General features: G+C 69.4%; 11 protein-coding genes and 1 riboswitch. Of the genes, 4 read left to right on the top strand and 7 right to left on the bottom strand.

Translation table 11 applies throughout. The annotated features are described in order from the left end of the window. Nucleotides 1–198: 198 nt before the first annotated feature. Nucleotides 199–1,410, top strand: a complete 1,212-nt coding sequence (metK, locus tag QFW81_RS11955) for a methionine adenosyltransferase (RefSeq protein WP_280579008.1) — start codon at nt 199–201, stop codon at nt 1,408–1,410. Nucleotides 1,411–1,624: 214 nt separating this feature from the next. Here metK and QFW81_RS11950 read toward each other — a convergent pair whose 3' ends face one another. The 7 genes from QFW81_RS11950 to QFW81_RS11920 all read right to left on the bottom strand — a co-directional run bounded on the left by QFW81_RS11950 (nt 1,625) and on the right by QFW81_RS11920 (nt 11,185). Beyond that, nucleotides 1,625–2,416 carry an SDR family NAD(P)-dependent oxidoreductase gene (locus tag QFW81_RS11950; RefSeq protein WP_280579007.1) on the bottom strand — a complete coding sequence of 264 codons (792 nt, stop codon included), beginning with the start codon at nt 2,414–2,416 and terminating at the stop codon, nt 1,625–1,627. A 171-nt stretch (nt 2,417–2,587) separates the two neighbouring features. Beyond that, the gene (locus QFW81_RS11945; RefSeq protein WP_280579005.1) at nt 2,588–3,484 is read right to left on the bottom strand and encodes an SDR family NAD(P)-dependent oxidoreductase; all 897 of its coding nucleotides are present in this window, start codon (nt 3,482–3,484) and stop codon (nt 2,588–2,590) included. A gap of 51 nt (nt 3,485–3,535) precedes the next feature. Then, complete coding sequence (locus QFW81_RS11940) at nt 3,536–4,171, bottom strand: TetR/AcrR family transcriptional regulator (protein WP_280579004.1); 636 nt, start codon at nt 4,169–4,171, stop codon at nt 3,536–3,538. A gap of 159 nt (nt 4,172–4,330) precedes the next feature. After that, entirely contained in the window at nt 4,331–5,941 is a 1,611-nt protein-coding gene (locus QFW81_RS11935; RefSeq protein ID WP_280579003.1) for an AMP-binding protein, read from the bottom strand. Further along, nucleotides 5,932–7,566: a carboxylesterase/lipase family protein gene (locus tag QFW81_RS11930; protein ID WP_280579002.1), complete on the bottom strand. Its 1,635-nt coding sequence runs from the start codon at nt 7,564–7,566 to the stop codon at nt 5,932–5,934. The genes QFW81_RS11935 and QFW81_RS11930 overlap by 10 nt, the downstream gene beginning before the upstream one ends. Continuing rightward, a complete protein-coding gene (locus QFW81_RS11925; RefSeq protein ID WP_280579001.1) occupies nt 7,563–8,891 on the bottom strand; it encodes a spinster family MFS transporter in 1,329 nt (442 codons plus the stop codon). The genes QFW81_RS11930 and QFW81_RS11925 overlap by 4 nt, the downstream gene beginning before the upstream one ends. Then, nucleotides 8,891–11,185: a TonB-dependent receptor gene (locus QFW81_RS11920; RefSeq protein WP_280578999.1), complete on the bottom strand. Its 2,295-nt coding sequence runs from the start codon at nt 11,183–11,185 to the stop codon at nt 8,891–8,893. Before QFW81_RS11920 ends, QFW81_RS11925 begins: the two co-directional genes overlap by 1 nt. A gap of 478 nt (nt 11,186–11,663) precedes the next feature. Between QFW81_RS11920 and QFW81_RS11915 the strand changes: the two genes are divergently transcribed. The 3 genes from QFW81_RS11915 (at nt 11,664) to ahcY (ending at nt 15,802) form a co-directional block, all read left to right on the top strand. Next, nucleotides 11,664–13,076, top strand: coding sequence for a circularly permuted type 2 ATP-grasp protein (locus tag QFW81_RS11915; RefSeq protein ID WP_280578998.1), 1,413 nt, complete (start codon nt 11,664–11,666; stop codon nt 13,074–13,076). Beyond that, complete coding sequence (locus QFW81_RS11910) at nt 13,076–14,062, top strand: alpha-E domain-containing protein (RefSeq protein WP_280578996.1); 987 nt, start codon at nt 13,076–13,078, stop codon at nt 14,060–14,062. Before QFW81_RS11915 ends, QFW81_RS11910 begins: the two co-directional genes overlap by 1 nt. A 174-nt stretch (nt 14,063–14,236) precedes the next feature. Then, a riboswitch (S-adenosyl-L-homocysteine riboswitch) is annotated at nt 14,237–14,314 on the top strand. 27 nt (nt 14,315–14,341) lie between these two features. Further along, nucleotides 14,342–15,802, top strand: coding sequence for an adenosylhomocysteinase (gene ahcY / locus QFW81_RS11905; protein ID WP_280578992.1), 1,461 nt, complete (start codon nt 14,342–14,344; stop codon nt 15,800–15,802). Nucleotides 15,803–15,809: the final 7 nt, after the last annotated feature.

The following is a 15,809-nucleotide window of genomic DNA, read 5'->3' as shown; positions in this document are numbered from 1 at the left end:
TGGCCCGGACGAGCGCAGCGCATCCGGGATCGGGACCACCGGGCCCGCTCCCCACCGGATTGCGGCGACCCCGTCGCGCACCATCAACCTCCACCGCATCGGCTAACCTGAAGCCGCGGCGCGCACCGGGTGCGCGCCAGGTCGCGCCCGTGTATCATCCGCACCCATCTTTTCATCCGAATTGAAGGATATAAGCCGATGTCCAGCTATCTGTTCACTTCCGAATCGGTCTCGGAAGGCCATCCGGACAAGATCGCCGACCAGATTTCCGATGCGGTGCTGGACGCGATCCTGGCCCAGGACAAGCGCGCGCGCGTGGCCTGCGAGACGATGGTCAAGACCGGTGCGGCGATCGTGGCCGGCGAGGTCACCACCTCGGCCTGGGTCGATATCGAAGGTCTGGCGCGCAAGGTCATCAACGACATCGGCTACGACAATTCCGACGTCGGCTTCGACGGCCACACCTGCGCGATCATCAACATGCTCGGCAAGCAGTCGCCCGACATCAACCAGGGCGTGGACCGCAAGCGCCCCGAGGAACAGGGCGCCGGCGACCAGGGCCTGATGTTCGGCTACGCCTGCAACGAGGCGCCCGAATACATGCCGGCGCCGCTGTACTACAGCCACCGCCTGGTCGAGCAGCAGGCCAGGGTGCGCAAGAACGGCAAGCTCAAGTGGCTGCGGCCCGATGCGAAGAGCCAGGTCACGCTGCGCTACGACGGCAACGCGATCCTCGGCCTGGATGCGGTGGTGCTGTCGACCCAGCACGATGCCGACGTCAAGCAGAAGGACCTGGTCGAGGCCGTGCGCGAGCACATCCTCAAGCCGGTACTGCCGAAGAAGTGGCTCGAGGCGCTGGCGAAGAACAAGGTGCACATCAACCCGACCGGCAAGTTCGTGATCGGCGGTCCGGTGGGCGACTGCGGCCTGACCGGCCGCAAGATCATCGTCGACACCTACGGCGGCATGGCCCGCCACGGCGGCGGCGCGTTCTCGGGCAAGGACCCGTCGAAGGTCGACCGTTCGGCCGCCTACGCCGCGCGCTACGTGGCCAAGAACATCGTCGCCGCCGGTCTCGCCGACAAGTGCGAAGTGCAGGTGTCGTACGCGATCGGCGTGGCCGAGCCGACCTCGATCTCGGTCACCACCTTCGGCACCGGCAAGGTCGGTGACGACGTGATCGAGAAGCTGATCCGCAAGCACTTCGACCTGCGCCCGTACGGCATCACGAAGATGCTGGACCTGGAGCACCCGATCTACCAGTCCACCGCCGCGTACGGCCACTTCGGCCGCAAGCCGAAGGACATCACCTACGTCGACGGCGCCGGCAAGAAGCACACCGCCACCGCGTTCTCGTGGGAGCGGACCGACAAGGCCGACGAGCTGCGCAAGGCGGCGAAGCTGAAGTAGGGCTTGCCGACAGCCGGCGTCCACGCGGGCCGCCTTGTGCGGCCCGCGTTGTTTCCGGTCCGGCGGTGGATGGCGGGCGCTGCGACAACCGCCCTCTTTCCGCGCAGTTGGGGGAAGCTGGGAGGGGGGATGACCCGTGCAGCCATCCCGGCCCCCCAAGCTCCGCCGCGGACGTTGCCCACGGCCGCTCCGCCGGACCGACCTCGCCCGGCGATCAGTACATGCGCGTGGCGCTGCCGCCGTCTACGGAGAGCACCGCGCCGTTGACGTAGCTGGCCTCGGCCGAGCACAGCCAGACGATGGCGCGCGCCGCTTCCTCCGCCTCGCCAAGCCGGTTCAGGGCGCAGTGGCGCGCCACCATCCGTCCGTAGTGTTCGGCCCCGCCCGGCCGCCGCGGATCGACCATCTCCGAGCGCGTGAAGCCCGGCGCCACGGCGTTGATGCGCAAGCTCATCTGTCCGTAGTCGGTTGCCGCGGAGCGGCTCAGGCCCACGACCCCGTGCTTGCTGGTCGCATACGGCCCGTGGCCCACGTCGCTGGGCTTGAGTCCGTAGATCGAGGCCACGTTGACAATCGCGCCGCCACCGCTGACCAGCATCGCCGGGATCTCGTGCTTCATGCACAGCCACACGCCTTTCAGGTTCACCCCCATCACCGCATCCCACTGCGCCTCGTCCACGTCGGCCAGCGGCGTGCGCATCGGGCCCGCGACGCCGGCGTTGTTGACTGCGCAGTCCAGCCGGCCGAAGCGACGCAGCGTGGCCGCGACCATGGCCTCGACATCGGCCGCGCGCGCGACGTCGGCGCGCACATGCAGCGCCTCGCCACCGGCGGCCACGATCCGGCTAGCCAGCGCCTCGCACCGGTCCTCGCGCCGGGCGGCCAGCACCACGGCCGCACCCCGTCGCGCGAACTCCAGCGCGGTGGCTTCGCCGAGTCCCGAACTCGCCCCCGTCACCAGTGCGACCCTGCCGGCGAAGGGGCCGGTTACGGATGTCGTCGCCATCATTCGCTCCGTCTTTCCACTGCTGCCCCCGCCGGGGGAAAGAACCGCGTGCGCGCGCCGGGGCTTCTGCCGCGCTCGCGACGGCGACCCTCGTCGAACGGCATGGGAGGGCCGGAACAGTCCGTGCCGGATCGATCCCGGGATGGATGTCGCGCGCGTGCGCCGCGTCAGTCAGGCGGTTTCGACGGCGCCGGCCTGCGCATGCGCAAGCGCGCTGGCCACCTCGCGCTCGGCCTGGACGAACCCGTAGCCGGGCACCAGCTGGCCCTCCGGATCCGATACCGCGTCCCACGCCTGCAGCAGGCGCTCGCCGGCATCCTGTCCACCGCCCATGTGGCGCCCGTGGGTGAGGGTCACGCAGGCGCGTGCGAAGTGCCCGGCGCCTGCGCAGACGATGGCGCGCGTCGGCGCATCGTCCAGGACCAGCGGCAGCAGCGCGGGGCTCACCAGCGCCGGATCCAGCGCGCGCAGGCTCTCCTCGGGCAACACGCCTGCAGTCATGCCGGTGGACGCAGTGGGTGCCAGGCAGTTGACGCGGATGTCGTACTTCGCGCCCTCGATCGCCAGGGTCTGCATCAGCCCGACCAGGGCCATCTTGGCCGCGCCATAGTTGGCCTGGCCGAAGTTGCCCCACAGGCCGGAGGACGAGGTGGTCATCACGATGCGGCCTCGCGCCTGCATGCGCATCGGTTCCCACACCGCCTTGCAGCAGATCGCCGCGCCCATCACGTGCACGTCGAGTACCTGCCGGAACTCGTCCAGGCCCATCTTGGCGAAGCTGCGGTCGCGCAGGATGCCGGCGTTGTTCACCAGGATGTCGACGCGGCCCCAGGCATCGAGCGTGCGAGCGACCATCGCCGCAACCGCGGCCTCGTCGCAGACCGAACCGGCGCAGGCGATGGCCTCCCCGCCCGCGGCGCGGATCTCGCAGGCCACCGCCTCGGCCTGCGCCGCATCCACGTCGTTGACGACCACCCGCGCGCTCTTGCGGGCCAGGTAGTGCGCGTGCTGGCGGCCCAGCCCACCGCCGGCCCCGGTAATGATCGCGATACGTCCCTCAAGCGGCATGCGTGGAGTCTCCGTCCGGGTCGATGAAGGCGGACGGGATGCTGCCCGGGTTCAGCGCGGCTTCGCGCCTCCCCGCCGCTTGCAGATGGAGCGGAAGCCCGCGGCCATGAAGGTGGCCATGCGCGCCTTCACCGACTCGTAGTCGTCCGAACGGCACAGCCCGCCGGAAAGCCGGTCGATGCGGCCGGTACGCGCAAGGGTGAGCATCAGCGCGCCGGTGACGAAGTGGTAGCCCCAGAAGATGTCTTCTTCGGCGCAGTCGGGCATCGCCTTCTTCAGCAGCCCGATCAGGCGCAGCACCACCGGGTCGAAGTGCTCGTCCATCAGTTCGGCGCCATAGGGCGTGGTCGAAGCCAGCGCGCTGAGCGCGCCGTAGTTCTTCCAGTTCTCCCCGCCCTGCAGGTACAGGTCCAGGTCGGTGTCGAGGAAGGCATGCAGCGCGCCCTCCAGCGTCGGCTTGCCGCCGCAGCCGGCCTCGTAGTCGTCCAGCGCCTGCATGCGCAGTCCGCTGGTCACTGGCGCGCGACGCGCCATCACGGCGTCGAACAGTGTCTTCTTGTCGGTGAAGTAGTAGTTGAGCAGGGTGTGGTGCACGCCCACCCGGCTGGCCACATCCTTGAGCGTGACGCCGTACAGGCCGTGCCGGGAAAACAGCAGCTCGGCCGCGTCGAGGATCTGCTCGGTCATCTCGGCCCGCTGCTCGGCCTTGGTCGGGCGCCTGGCCTTGGCCGGACGCTTGGCCGTCGCCGCAGCTTGTTTCGTTGCACCCGGACGACGCGAACGGGATGTCGTCTCTGTGGCCACCCTGCCTCCAATGCAATGCGGGGCGCGGGTTGCGACGGGACATCACGTCCGCGCCTCCACCGGCGTACCGCCGAACTCAGCCCTGAGTCGCATTCTGTCAATTTTCCCGGTCGCTGCCAAAGGCATGCGCGGCACGCGGATCACCGCGTCCGGCAACCACCAGGAGGCCACGCGCCCGCGCAACGCCTCCATCACCGCGTCGTCACTGGGCCCACCGTCGTCGCCCCGCGCTTCCAGCAGCAGGACCGGGCGCTCGCCCCACTTGGGATCTTCGCGCCCGATGACCGCGGCCAGCGAGACATCTGGCAGGCTGCCGACGATCTCCTCGATCTCGGCCGGGTTGATCCACTCGCCGCCGGACTTGATCAGGTCCTTGGCCCGTCCGGTGATGACCAGGTTGCCGTCGGTGTCGATGCGCGCCAGGTCGCCGGTGTCGAACCAGCCCTGCGCATCGACCGCCGGCTGTGCATCGCCGAAGTAGCGCTGCACCGTGCTGGCGCCGCGCACGCGCAGATGGCCTTCGGTGTCGCGCTGGCGTGGCAGCGCCACGCCATCGGCGTCGGTGAGCAACAGGTCCACGCCGATCGACGGCCGGCCCGACTGGTGTGCGGCGCGGTGCATGTCGCCGGGCGGCGCCACGGTGCCGGTCGGCGAGAGTTCGGTCATGCCCCAGCTGGTCTGCACGCTCGCGCCGAGCCGCTGCTCGATGCGTTGCATCAGCGCCGGCGCAATGGGCGCGCCGCCGACGATCACTCGCGTCAGCGACGGCGTCTGCCCGCCGGTCGCTTCCAGGTGCTCGACCAGGGATAGCCACACGGTGGCCACGCCGATCGCCACAGTGACTTCTTCCGCGTTGATCAACGCCGCTAGGCTGGCGCCGTCGAGATACCTGCCGGGCAGGACCAGTCGCGCGCCGACCGCGGGCGCGGCGAACGGCACGCCCCAGCCATTGGCGTGGAACATGGGAACGGCCAGCAGCACGCGCTCGCGCATCGACAGCGCCATGCCGTCGGCCTGCAGGGTGCGCAGGGTGTGCAGGAACATGCCGCGGTGGGTGTAGGTCACGCCCTTGGGCGCGCCGGTGGTACCCGAGGTGAAGCACAGGCCGCAGGGCGCGTTTTCGTCGAACTCGCCCCAGGCCACCTCGCCCTTCGCCGCGGCGATCATCGGCTCGAGCGCTTCGACCAGGATCACGCCGTCGTCGCCCTGGACCTCGCCATCGAGCGACCACACCCGCTCCAGCGCATCGGCCTTCGCGGCGAGCCGCCGCGCCAGTGGCGCCAGGTCGGCGGAGACCACCAGCGCGCGCGCGCGCGACTGCGCCAGCATCGAGGCCAGGTGCGCCTCGCCCAGGCGCGGGTTGAGCGTGTGGCAGACCGCGCCCATGCCCATCAGCGCGAACCAGGTTTCCAGATGTCCCTGTGTATTCCAGGCCAAGGTCGCGACGATGTCGCCGGCGCCGATGCCCAGCCCGGAGAACGTGGCCGACAGCCGGCGGCTGCGATCATGCAGCCCGGCGTAGCCGATCCGGTCGACCTGACCCCCTTCGCGCGCCGTGACTACCTCGGCCTGCGGATGCCACTTCGCGCCGTGGGCCAGGAGCCGGTCCAGGGTCAGCGCGTAGGGCTGCATCTGTCCGTGGATCACGGGCATCCGTCCACCCCGTCGGGCAGTGGCGGCGAGATGATGCCGACGTTCCAGTGCCAGGGCAGGCGGCCGTGCGCGCGACGGCGGCAGACCACTGTCTCGACCAGTTCGAACATGCCGGGCATCAGGTGCACGCCCGGCTTCGGTGCGCCGTCGAACGCCATGTAGGCGCGCGCCTCGCCGTAGGCCGGCCAGTCCGGCGCGCCGTCCGCCACGGGCGTGCCGGATCGGGCGAACGCGGTCCAGTAGCCCTGCATGGCGGCGGCCAGTGCGCGCTCGTCACCGGTGTCGGGGGGCACCGGCCAGTTCGGCGGGGTGCCCGCGCCGGTCCCCAGCGCATAGGGAATCTCGGCGGCGTGGAAGGCATGCAGCCCGGCAGCGTCGGCGGCAGGGTAGCCGTGGTCGAAGTAGTACAGGTACGACGGCTGGCCGAGCGCGCTCTGGCTGCGCACCAGGCGCTCGGCGGTCCAGCCGTACATGGCATCGCGCGTGGAGGCGAGCATCGCCTCATCGAGGTCGGCCGATGGATAGCGACGCAGCATCTCGTCGGCCAGTTCGCCGTAGGCGGCCCGGATGGTGGCCTCGTAAGTGGCCGCATCGGCCGGGGGCGGCGGCAGCAGGAAGCGCAGCGAGCGGATCTCGCCGTCGTTGAAGCCGGCCAGGATCGGCACCGGTGCCTGCTGGCCGCGATCGAACACCTCCACCAGCTGCGCCGGCAGCACCTTCCCGTCGACCACGCCCAGCGGGAAATAGCCCGCCAGCGCAGCCTGCACGGTGAGCGCCTGCGCATCCATGGCGCGCAGGCGCGGCAGTCCGCGCACCTCGAGCTTGCGCGACAGCTCCACGCCGGCCTCCTCGGCCGACGGCGTGCCGTGCACGGACTCGCGCAGCGCGGGCGTGGAGATCATGTACGCGCTCTGGGCGATGGCGCGGTGGAACAGTCCGCGCGCCGGTGGCGCCGCCAGCAGGTACATCACGCTCAGCGCGCCGGCCGACTCGCCGGCGATCGTGACGTTGCCCGGATCGCCCCCGAACGCAGTGATGTTGCGCTGGATCCAGCGCAGCGCCTCGACCTGGTCGAGCAGGCCGTAGTTGCCGGACACGCCGTCCCCCGATTCCGCGCTCAGGTCCGGATGCGCCAGCCAGCCGAGCACGCCCAGCCGGTAGTTGATGGTCACCATCACCACGCCCTGCCGGGCCAGCGCCTCACCGTCGTACATCGGCTCGCGACCGCTGCCGGCGACCAGCGAGCCGCCGTGGATCCACACGAACACCGGCGCGCCCTGCGCATCGGCCGGCGCCCAGACGTTGAGCGACAGGCAGTCCTCGCTGGTCGGCAGCGCTTCGGCCGGCGAGTAGATGCTCCCCGGCCGCGGCGGCGGCTGGTGGCAGGCGGGCCCGAAGCGGGTGGCATCGCGCACGCCGTCCCAGCGCGCGGCGACCACGGGCGGACGCCAGCGCTGCGGCCCGACCGGCGGCTGCGCGTAGGGAACGCCGCGAAAGGCGTTGACGCCATCAAGCGCCTCGCCGCGCAGCGCGCCGGCGGGCGCGTCGACCAGGGGAGCATCGGCGGCGAACGCGTGCGCCGCGCACAGCAGGGCGGCCGCGACGAGGATGCGGAAACGGATCACGGGGTGGTCTCCTGCGCGAGCTGGCGGCGGATGCTGCGCGCGAGCAGCAGGAACAGGCCGATCGCCAGCAGGTAGAACGGAACCAGGGTGTAGAACGCCATCTGCAGCGAGTTGTGCGGATGGCTGGCGCGGAAGAAGTCGCTCGCCATGCCGAGGTAGGTCGGGCCGAAGCCGAGGCCGATCAGGTTCATCACCAGCAGCAGCAGCGCGCCCGACAGCACGCGCTGGTCCGGCCGAACCTCTTCCTGCACCAGAGTCACCGCCGGCGAGAGGTAGAAGTAGTTCAGGCCGGTGGGCAGGAACAGGAAGACAAGGGCCAGCTCCCAGCGGCCGGCGGCGACGAAGGCGATGAAGAACGGGATGGCCAGCACCAGGCCTGTCGCGGGCAGGTAGGCGTAGGCGGTCCTGGAGCGCCGCGCCAGCCGGTCGATCAGCCGCCCGGACAGGAACATGCCCAGCGCGCTGCCGAGGCCGAACACCAGCGCGTACCACACCGCCACTTCCTCCAAGGTCATGCCCTTTTCGCGCATCAGCATCAGCACGGTGAAATTGAGCATGGCGTAGGTGACGAACTGGGTCGCGCCACAGGCCAGCGCCATGTAGCGCAGGACCGGATTGGCGAAGAAGCCACGGCAGGTCTCCGAGAAGCCCGGCGACGCCACCGGCGCTCTCCCGGCGGAAAGGGGCTCGGGCGCCGCGTCGAGGCCGCCCTTGCGCGGTTCGCGGATGAAGTACCACACCCCGGCCGCGGTGATCACGCCCACCACGCCCACCCAGATGAAGGCCATGCGCCACGAGTACGCCGCCGCCACCGACGCGCCGAAGGCCACGCCCAGCGCCGCGCCGATCGGCGGACCGAGGTTGAACAGCCCAAGCGCAGTGCCGCGCGTGCCGGGCGGGAAGTAGTCGGAGATGATCGCGTACGAGGGCGGTACGCCGCCGGCCTCGCCGATGCCTACCGTCATGCGCGCCAGCGCCAGCTGCGGATAGCTCGAGGCCATGCCGCAGGCGGCGGTGGCCGCGCTCCAGAGGCCACAGGAGAACGCGAGCACGCGCACCCGGTTGGTGCGGTCGGCCAGCCAGCCCACCGGGATCGCGAGGATGCAGTAGAACATCGCGAAGTACAGCCCGCCGATCAGGCCGAGCTGACTGTCGCTCACGCCGAGCTCGTCCTGGATCGGCTTGGCAAGGATCGACAGCAGCTGCCGGTCCAGGAAGTTGAGCACGTAGACGAAGCACAGCACCGCGAGCACGATCCAGGCGCGGGCGCCCGCGCGCGCGGCCTGCGCACCCGGGATCGCCGCGGCGGCCGGCGCACCGGCCATCAGAACCGGACCCCCACGCGCACGCCGACGGTGCGTGGCGGCACCCGGGCGTAGCGCCCGTCGAGGAAGGCCTCTGGATGCACGTAGGTGACCGAGCGGTCGTCGAAGATGTTCTCGACGTAGGCCCCCACCGTGACGCGCTCGAAGTCGAAGGCCAGGTTGGCGTTGGCGATCGTGTACGACTCGGTGTAGTCGAACATCGGGCTGACCGTGCCGGGCTGGCCGGGAACGTTGGGGAACATGCCCGGATAGTCGCCTACGTGCGCCAGCGAGACCGAGGCATTGCCGACGGCGTCGCCGAAGGCGTCGAAGCCGTAGTCGACCACCATCGAGCCCTGGAATCGCGGCGCCGACAGCCGCGCGCCCAGTACCGCGCCCGAGATCGCCGCTTCCTCCGGCGTCAGGCTGTCGACTTCGGTGCGGTTGAACGAACCGTTGAGCGAGAACGCCCAGTTCGCGCTGGGCCGCGCCATCAGTTCGAATTCCAGGCCCTGGCTGATCGCGCCGCCGATGTTGGTGGCGAACTGCACCGAGTCCGAGACCCGGTTGGCCTGCACCTGGATGTCGTTCCAGTCGATGTGGTACAGCGCCAGGTTCGCGGCTAGGCGGCCGTCCAGCCAGCGCCCTTTGAGGCCGAGCTCATAGTTGATCAGCTCGTCGGAGTCGGCGCCGAAGGGAATGATGATGTCCTCGGCATTGACCAGGCTCGGCGCGCCGGCGCGCGCGTTGACGATCGGTGCGCGGAAGCCGGTGGCCACGGCGGCATACGTGGTGATCGCCGGCACCGGCCGCCACGACAGGCTCAGCCGGTACGAGGGTCCCTTCTCCTTGGCCACCAGGCCGACGATTTCCTCGACCGGGAACACCACCAGCGGGCCGGTCGCCCCGGTCAGCGCGGCGGTGAGGTAGTTGCTGTTGTAGCCACCGGCCTGCTGGGTGGCCTGGGCTTCGGTGCTGCCGTAGCGCAGGCCGCCGGTGGCCCACAGGTCGTCGTTGAAGCGGAAGGTAAGCTCGCCGAACAGCGCGCGCTCGCGCTGGTCGATGGTGTTGCGGAAGCGCAGGTAGTACGGGCTGATCGGCAGGTTGGTCATGCCGCGCGACTCGAGGAAAGCCTGCGAGGAGCGGTAGAAGTAGTCGCCGGTGCGCGTCTGCTCGTACCAGAAGCCGCCCACCACCCAGTCCACGCGCCCGCCACTGTCGGACACCAGCCGGACTTCCTGCACGAAGCGGTCGTCGTGGTACGGCACCTCCAGCCCGAACGGGATGAGATGGCCGAAGGTCGCCGCCAGGTCGACGTCGAAGTGTGCATCGTAGTCCGACCAGGTCGAGGAGCTCGTCAGCCGGGCGCCGTCGAACTGGTAGCCGATGGTGGCGTTGTAGTTCGTCATCGTGCCGGCGAAGCGGTCGGGCTGGTCGGAATAGCGGACATCCTCGCCCAGGTCGGGGTTGGTGAGGCCGGAATCCTCCGGCGTGCTCTCTTCGCGCGAGGCGCGCAGCTGGACCGAGAGGCGGTCGCCGGGCTCCCACAGCAGGGTGGCGCGGCCGCCCCAGGTGTCCATCACGTTGGCATCGTCGACGCCGGTGCCGATGTTGTCGACATAGCCTTCCTCGTGGCGTTTGAAGGCAACCACGCGCAGTGCCAGCGTGTCCTCTGCCAGGGGGACATTCAGCATGGCGTTGTAGCGCTGCCGCAGCGAGCCCGAGCCGCGGATGCCGAGGTCGCCGAGGAACGAGCCCTCGAATACGTTCGGATCCGGTGCGCGGGTGAGGATGCGCAGCGCGCCGGCCAGCGAGCCGGAGCCGAACAGCGTGCCCTGTGGCCCGCGCAGGAACTCCACCCGCTCCACGTCGTACAGGCTCGGATCGAGGATGGTGGAATTGCCGTTCGAGGAAATCGGCAGTTCGTCGATATAGATCGCCACCGTGCTCTGCAGGTTGGCGTTGTAGCCGTTGGTGGCGATGCCGCGCGCGGTGAAGTTGTTGAAGTTGGCGGTGGGCCGATTGAGCACCACGCCGGGCGTCTCGTAGGCCAGGCCCTCGTACCCGACGATGCCCTTGGCGTCGAGCTGGTCCTGCGCCAGCACGGTGACGCTGAGCGGTACGTCCTTCAGCGGCTGGCTGCGCCGCGTGGCGGTGACGATGATCCGGTCGAGGTCCTGGGCGTCGGCGGGCGCCTGTACTTCGGCATCGCGTTGCTCCGATGTCAGCGCTTCGGCCGTAGCCTGGGCCAGTGCGGAGACGGGTACAGCAAACAGCGCGGCCATCGAGGCGCACGCGAACAGACGACTTCCCATTGCAGATCCCTCCCACAGGACGCTGGTTGAGCAAGACGTTACGAGCCCGATACTGGGCTCGGTCCCGGGCGGTTGTCAATACTCACTCACACGCTTGTGAACGTTTATTTGCGATCTGGGTCGCCTGGCCCTCACGCCGGAGGCAAGGTGTTGAGCGCGTGGCCGACTCGGATGACGCAGCGTCGGGAACTTGCCGGGCCGCATCGCGATCACCGGGTCGGCAGGGCGTGTCCTCGCGGGAAAGGAAAGCCCATGCCCCCGCTCGCGTGCAGCGTGGGACGTGCGGAACGCAATAGGAGCGCCGGTGCAGCCTTGCGCGTGGCTGGATCCTGCTTCCGAACTGCACGGGAACTTCCGCCAGCTCCGGGCGACGCGTGCTTCTCCGCGGGCCGCGGCATGATGGCGTGCGGGCGCTGGCGTGCTCCGGCGGCGCGTGCTATGTCTAGCGCCACGCCCTCCCCCGGGACCCGGACCGCCGATGTCGCAAGGCTACGACGAGATGCACGATGCGCAAGGCCAGGTCCGCGCGCATTACGCCGCGTTCGACGACTGGCTGCGCGACACCCCCGAAAGCGAGATCGAACGCAAGCGCCGCGAGGCCGAAGTCTCGTTCCATCGCGTCGGCATCACCTTCTCCGTCTATGGCGAGGAAGCCGGCAACGAGCGCCTGATCCCCTTCGACCTGGCGCCGCGGATCCTGCCGGCCGGTGAGTGGCGCATGCTCGAGGCGGGGCTGCGCCAGCGCGTGCTCGCGCTGAACCTGTTCCTGGCCGACGTGTACGGCGAGCGGCGGATCCTGCAGGAGGGACGCATTCCCGCCGAGCTGGTGCTCGACAACAGCGAGTACCTGGCGCAAATGATCGGCGTGCAGGTGCCGGGCGGCGTGTACTCGCACATCTCCGGGATCGACCTGGTGCGCGCCGGCGACGGGCTGTACTACGTGCTCGAGGACAACCTGCGGGTGCCCTCGGGCGTGTCGTACATGCTCGAGAACCGGCGCATGATGGCGCGCCTGGTGCCAGAGCTGTTCGCGCGCCAGCAGATCGCGCCGGTGGAGCGCTATCCCGATGCGCTGCTGGAGATCCTGCGCGAGGCCGCCCCCGACGGCATCGACGGCCCGACCGTCGCGGTACTCACCCCGGGCGCGCACAATTCCGCGTATTTCGAGCACGCCTTCCTCGCCCAGCAGATGGGCGTGGAGCTGGTCGAGGGACAGGATCTGTTCGTGCGCGACGACATGGTCTACATGCGCACCACCCGCGGCCCGCAGCGGGTGCACGTCATCTACCGGCGCATCAACGACGACTACCTGGACCCGAGCGTGTTCCGCGCCGATTCCATGCTCGGCGTGCCCGGCATCTTCGACGCCTACAAGGCCGGACGCGTGACCCTGGCCAATGCGCCCGGCGCCGGCGTGGGCGACGACAAGTCGGTGTATCCGTACGTGCCGGAGATGATCCGCTTCTACCTGTCGGAAGAGCCGATCCTGCTCAACGTGCCGACCTGGATGCTGCGCAACCCGGACGATCTGCGCTACACGCTCGAACACCTCCCCGAACTGGTGGTCAAGGAAGTCCATGGCGCCGGCGGCTACGGCATGCTGGTCGGCCCGGCGGCGACGCGGCAGGAGATCGAGGAATTCCGCCAGCGCATCCTCGCCAACCCGGACAACTACATCGCCCAGCCGACGCTCTCGCTGTCCACCTGCCCGACCTTCGTCGAGAGCGGGCTGGCGCCGCGGCACATCGACCTGCGGCCCTACATCCTGAGCGGCAAGCGCATCCACGTGATGCCCGGCGGCCTGACCCGGGTGGCGCTGCGCGAGGGCTCGCTGGTGGTGAACTCGTCGCAGGGCGGCGGCACCAAGGACACGTGGGTGCTGGAAAGCTGATGCTGTGCAGGACCGCCAACGACCTGTACTGGGTCTCGCGCCACATGGAGCGCGCGGAGAACACCGCGCGCCTGATCGACCTGGCGCTGCGCATCTCGATGCTCCCGGAGCGCTACGACCGCGGCAAGGCACAGGCCGGGCCGTGGCGACGCGCGCTCGATGCGCTCGGCGCCAGCGGCCGCTATGCGGACCTGTACGGCACCATCGAGCCCGAGGGCGTGCTGCGCCACCTGCTGCTGGCGCCCGACAACCCGTTCTCTATCCAGAGCTGCCTGCGCGAGGCGCGCGAGAACGCGCGCGCGCAGCGGGGCGCGATCACGGCCGAGATGTACGAGGACCTCAACACCTCGTGGCTGGAAATCCGCAGCCGCAGCTGGGACGGCGTCCGCAGCAACGGCATCAGCAACATCGTCGAATGGGTGAAGTCGCGCTCGGCCTCGTTCCGCGGCGTCACCATCGGCACCCTGGGGCGCGGCGAGGCGTACCAGTTCCTGCAGCTGGGCGCCTTCGTCGAACGCTCGAACTGGGCGATCCGGCTGCTCGACGTGGTCGGCAGCGAGGGCGAGATAGACGAATCCGGCGAGGCGCGCGACGCGGCCGACTATTTCCAGTGGAGCGCACTGCTTCAGTCGCAGTCCGCGTTCGAAACCTATCGCCGCCTGTACCGCGAATCGGTGACGCCGCGCAGCGTCACCGACCTGATGCTGCTCCGCGACGTGAACCCGCGTTCGCTGCAGACGTGCCTGAACACGCTGCACGAGGTGCTGCGGTCGATGACCGGTGGGGAGTCGCACGAGGTCGTGCGGCTGGCCGGCGCGCTGTCGGCGCAGACGCGCTACGCGCGCATCGACGACATCATCGCCCGCGGCCTGGAGCCGCACCTGCAGGCGACGATGGGCTTGCTGGTGGAGCTGGGCGAAGCGATCCACGCCCAGTTCATGGTCTCGCTCGAAGCGGGACAGACGCAGTCCCAGCAGCAGGGCTAGGGCCGCCGGCGATCGGGACGCGGTCGGGCATGGCCGCCCGGGCACGTTGCACGCGGCCGTGGAATGAACGATCCGACGCGCGCGGGGCCTCTCCCGCCCATTGCCGGAACCGCCCCGATCCCACATTCAAGACCCGTACGCCTTCCCCGGCCCCTGCGGGGCTATAATTGCCGGCCCGTCGAGGGGCGCTGCGACCGTGACCACACGGCCAGGCTCGACGGTTGCACCACGCGACAACGGCGCCCGTGACCGCAATCCATTGCACTCACGGAGTTCCGCATGAACGCACAGGTGAAGCCCGCCTCTATCAGGCAATTCTCCCAGGAAGGCGACTACAAGGTCGCCGACATCTCGCTGGCCGACTGGGGCCGCAAGGAAATCGACATCGCCGAGCACGAGATGCCCGGCCTGATGTCGATCCGCCGCAAGCACGCCGCCGCCCTGCCGCTGAAGGGCGTGCGCGTGACCGGCTCGCTGCACATGACCATCCAGACCGCGGTGCTGATCGAGACGCTCAAGGACATCGGCGCCGACGTGCGCTGGGCCTCGTGCAACATCTTCAGCACCCAGGACCACGCCGCCGCGGCGATCGCCGCCACCGGCACCCCGGTGTTCGCCTGGAAGGGCGAGTCGCTGGAAGAGTACTGGGACTGCACGCTCGATGCGCTTAGCTTCCCGGACGGCAAGGGCGGCTTCCTCGGCCCGCAGCTGGTCGTGGACGACGGCGGCGACGTCACCCTGCTGATCCACAAGGGCTTCGAACTCGAACAGGGCGACGAGTCCTGGGTGAAGTCGGCGTCCGGCAGCCACGAGGAGCAGGTGATCAAGAACCTGCTCAAGCGCGTGGCGAAAGAGCGTCCGGGCTACTGGACCAAGGTCGTCGCCGACTGGAAGGGCGTGTCCGAGGAAACCACCACCGGCGTGCACCGCCTCTACCAGCTGGCCGAACAGGGCAAGCTGCTGGTGCCGGCGATCAACGTCAACGATTCGGTCACCAAGTCGAAGTTCGACAACCTCTACGGCTGCCGCGAGTCGCTGGCCGACGGCCTCAAGCGCGCGCTCGACGTGATGCTCGCCGGCAAGGTGGCGGTGGTCTGCGGCTACGGCGACGTCGGCAAGGGCTCGGCCGCGTCGCTGCGCGCCTACGGCGCCCGCGTGATCGTGACCGAGATCGACCCGATCTGCGCGCTGCAGGCGGCGATGGAGGGCTTCGAGGTCACCACGCTCGAGGACACGCTCGGCCGCGCCGACATCTACGTCACCACCACCGGCAACAAGGACGTCATCACCCTGCAGCACATGCAGGCGATGAAGGACCAGGCGATCGTCTGCAACATCGGTCATTTCGACAACGAGATCCAGGTCGATGCGCTGTACGCCTCGGGCGCGGTGAAGACCAACATCAAGCCGCAGGTGGACAAGTTCACGTTCTCCAACGGCAACGCGATCTTCCTGCTGGCCGAAGGCCGCCTGGTGAACCTCGGCTGCGCCACCGGCCATCCGAGCTTCGTGATGTCGAACTCGTTCTCCAACCAGACGCTCGCCCAGATCGACCTGTGGGCGAACAAGGACGGCTACGAGTCGAAGGTCTACATCCTGCCGAAGCAGCTGGACGAGGAAGTCGCGCGCCTGCACCTGGAGAAGATCGGGGTGAAGCTGACGAAACTCACCAAGGACCAGGCCGACTACCTCGGCGTGGCGGTGGAAGGGCCGTACAAGCCGGAGCACTACCGCTACTGAGCGGTCG

The sequence above is a fragment of the Luteimonas kalidii genome, from assembly GCF_029887935.1.
Classification (GTDB): domain Bacteria; phylum Pseudomonadota; class Gammaproteobacteria; order Xanthomonadales; family Xanthomonadaceae; genus Luteimonas; species Luteimonas kalidii.
The sequence above is the reverse complement of the archived record's forward strand: the minus strand, read 5'-3'. Positions and strand labels throughout refer to the sequence as shown.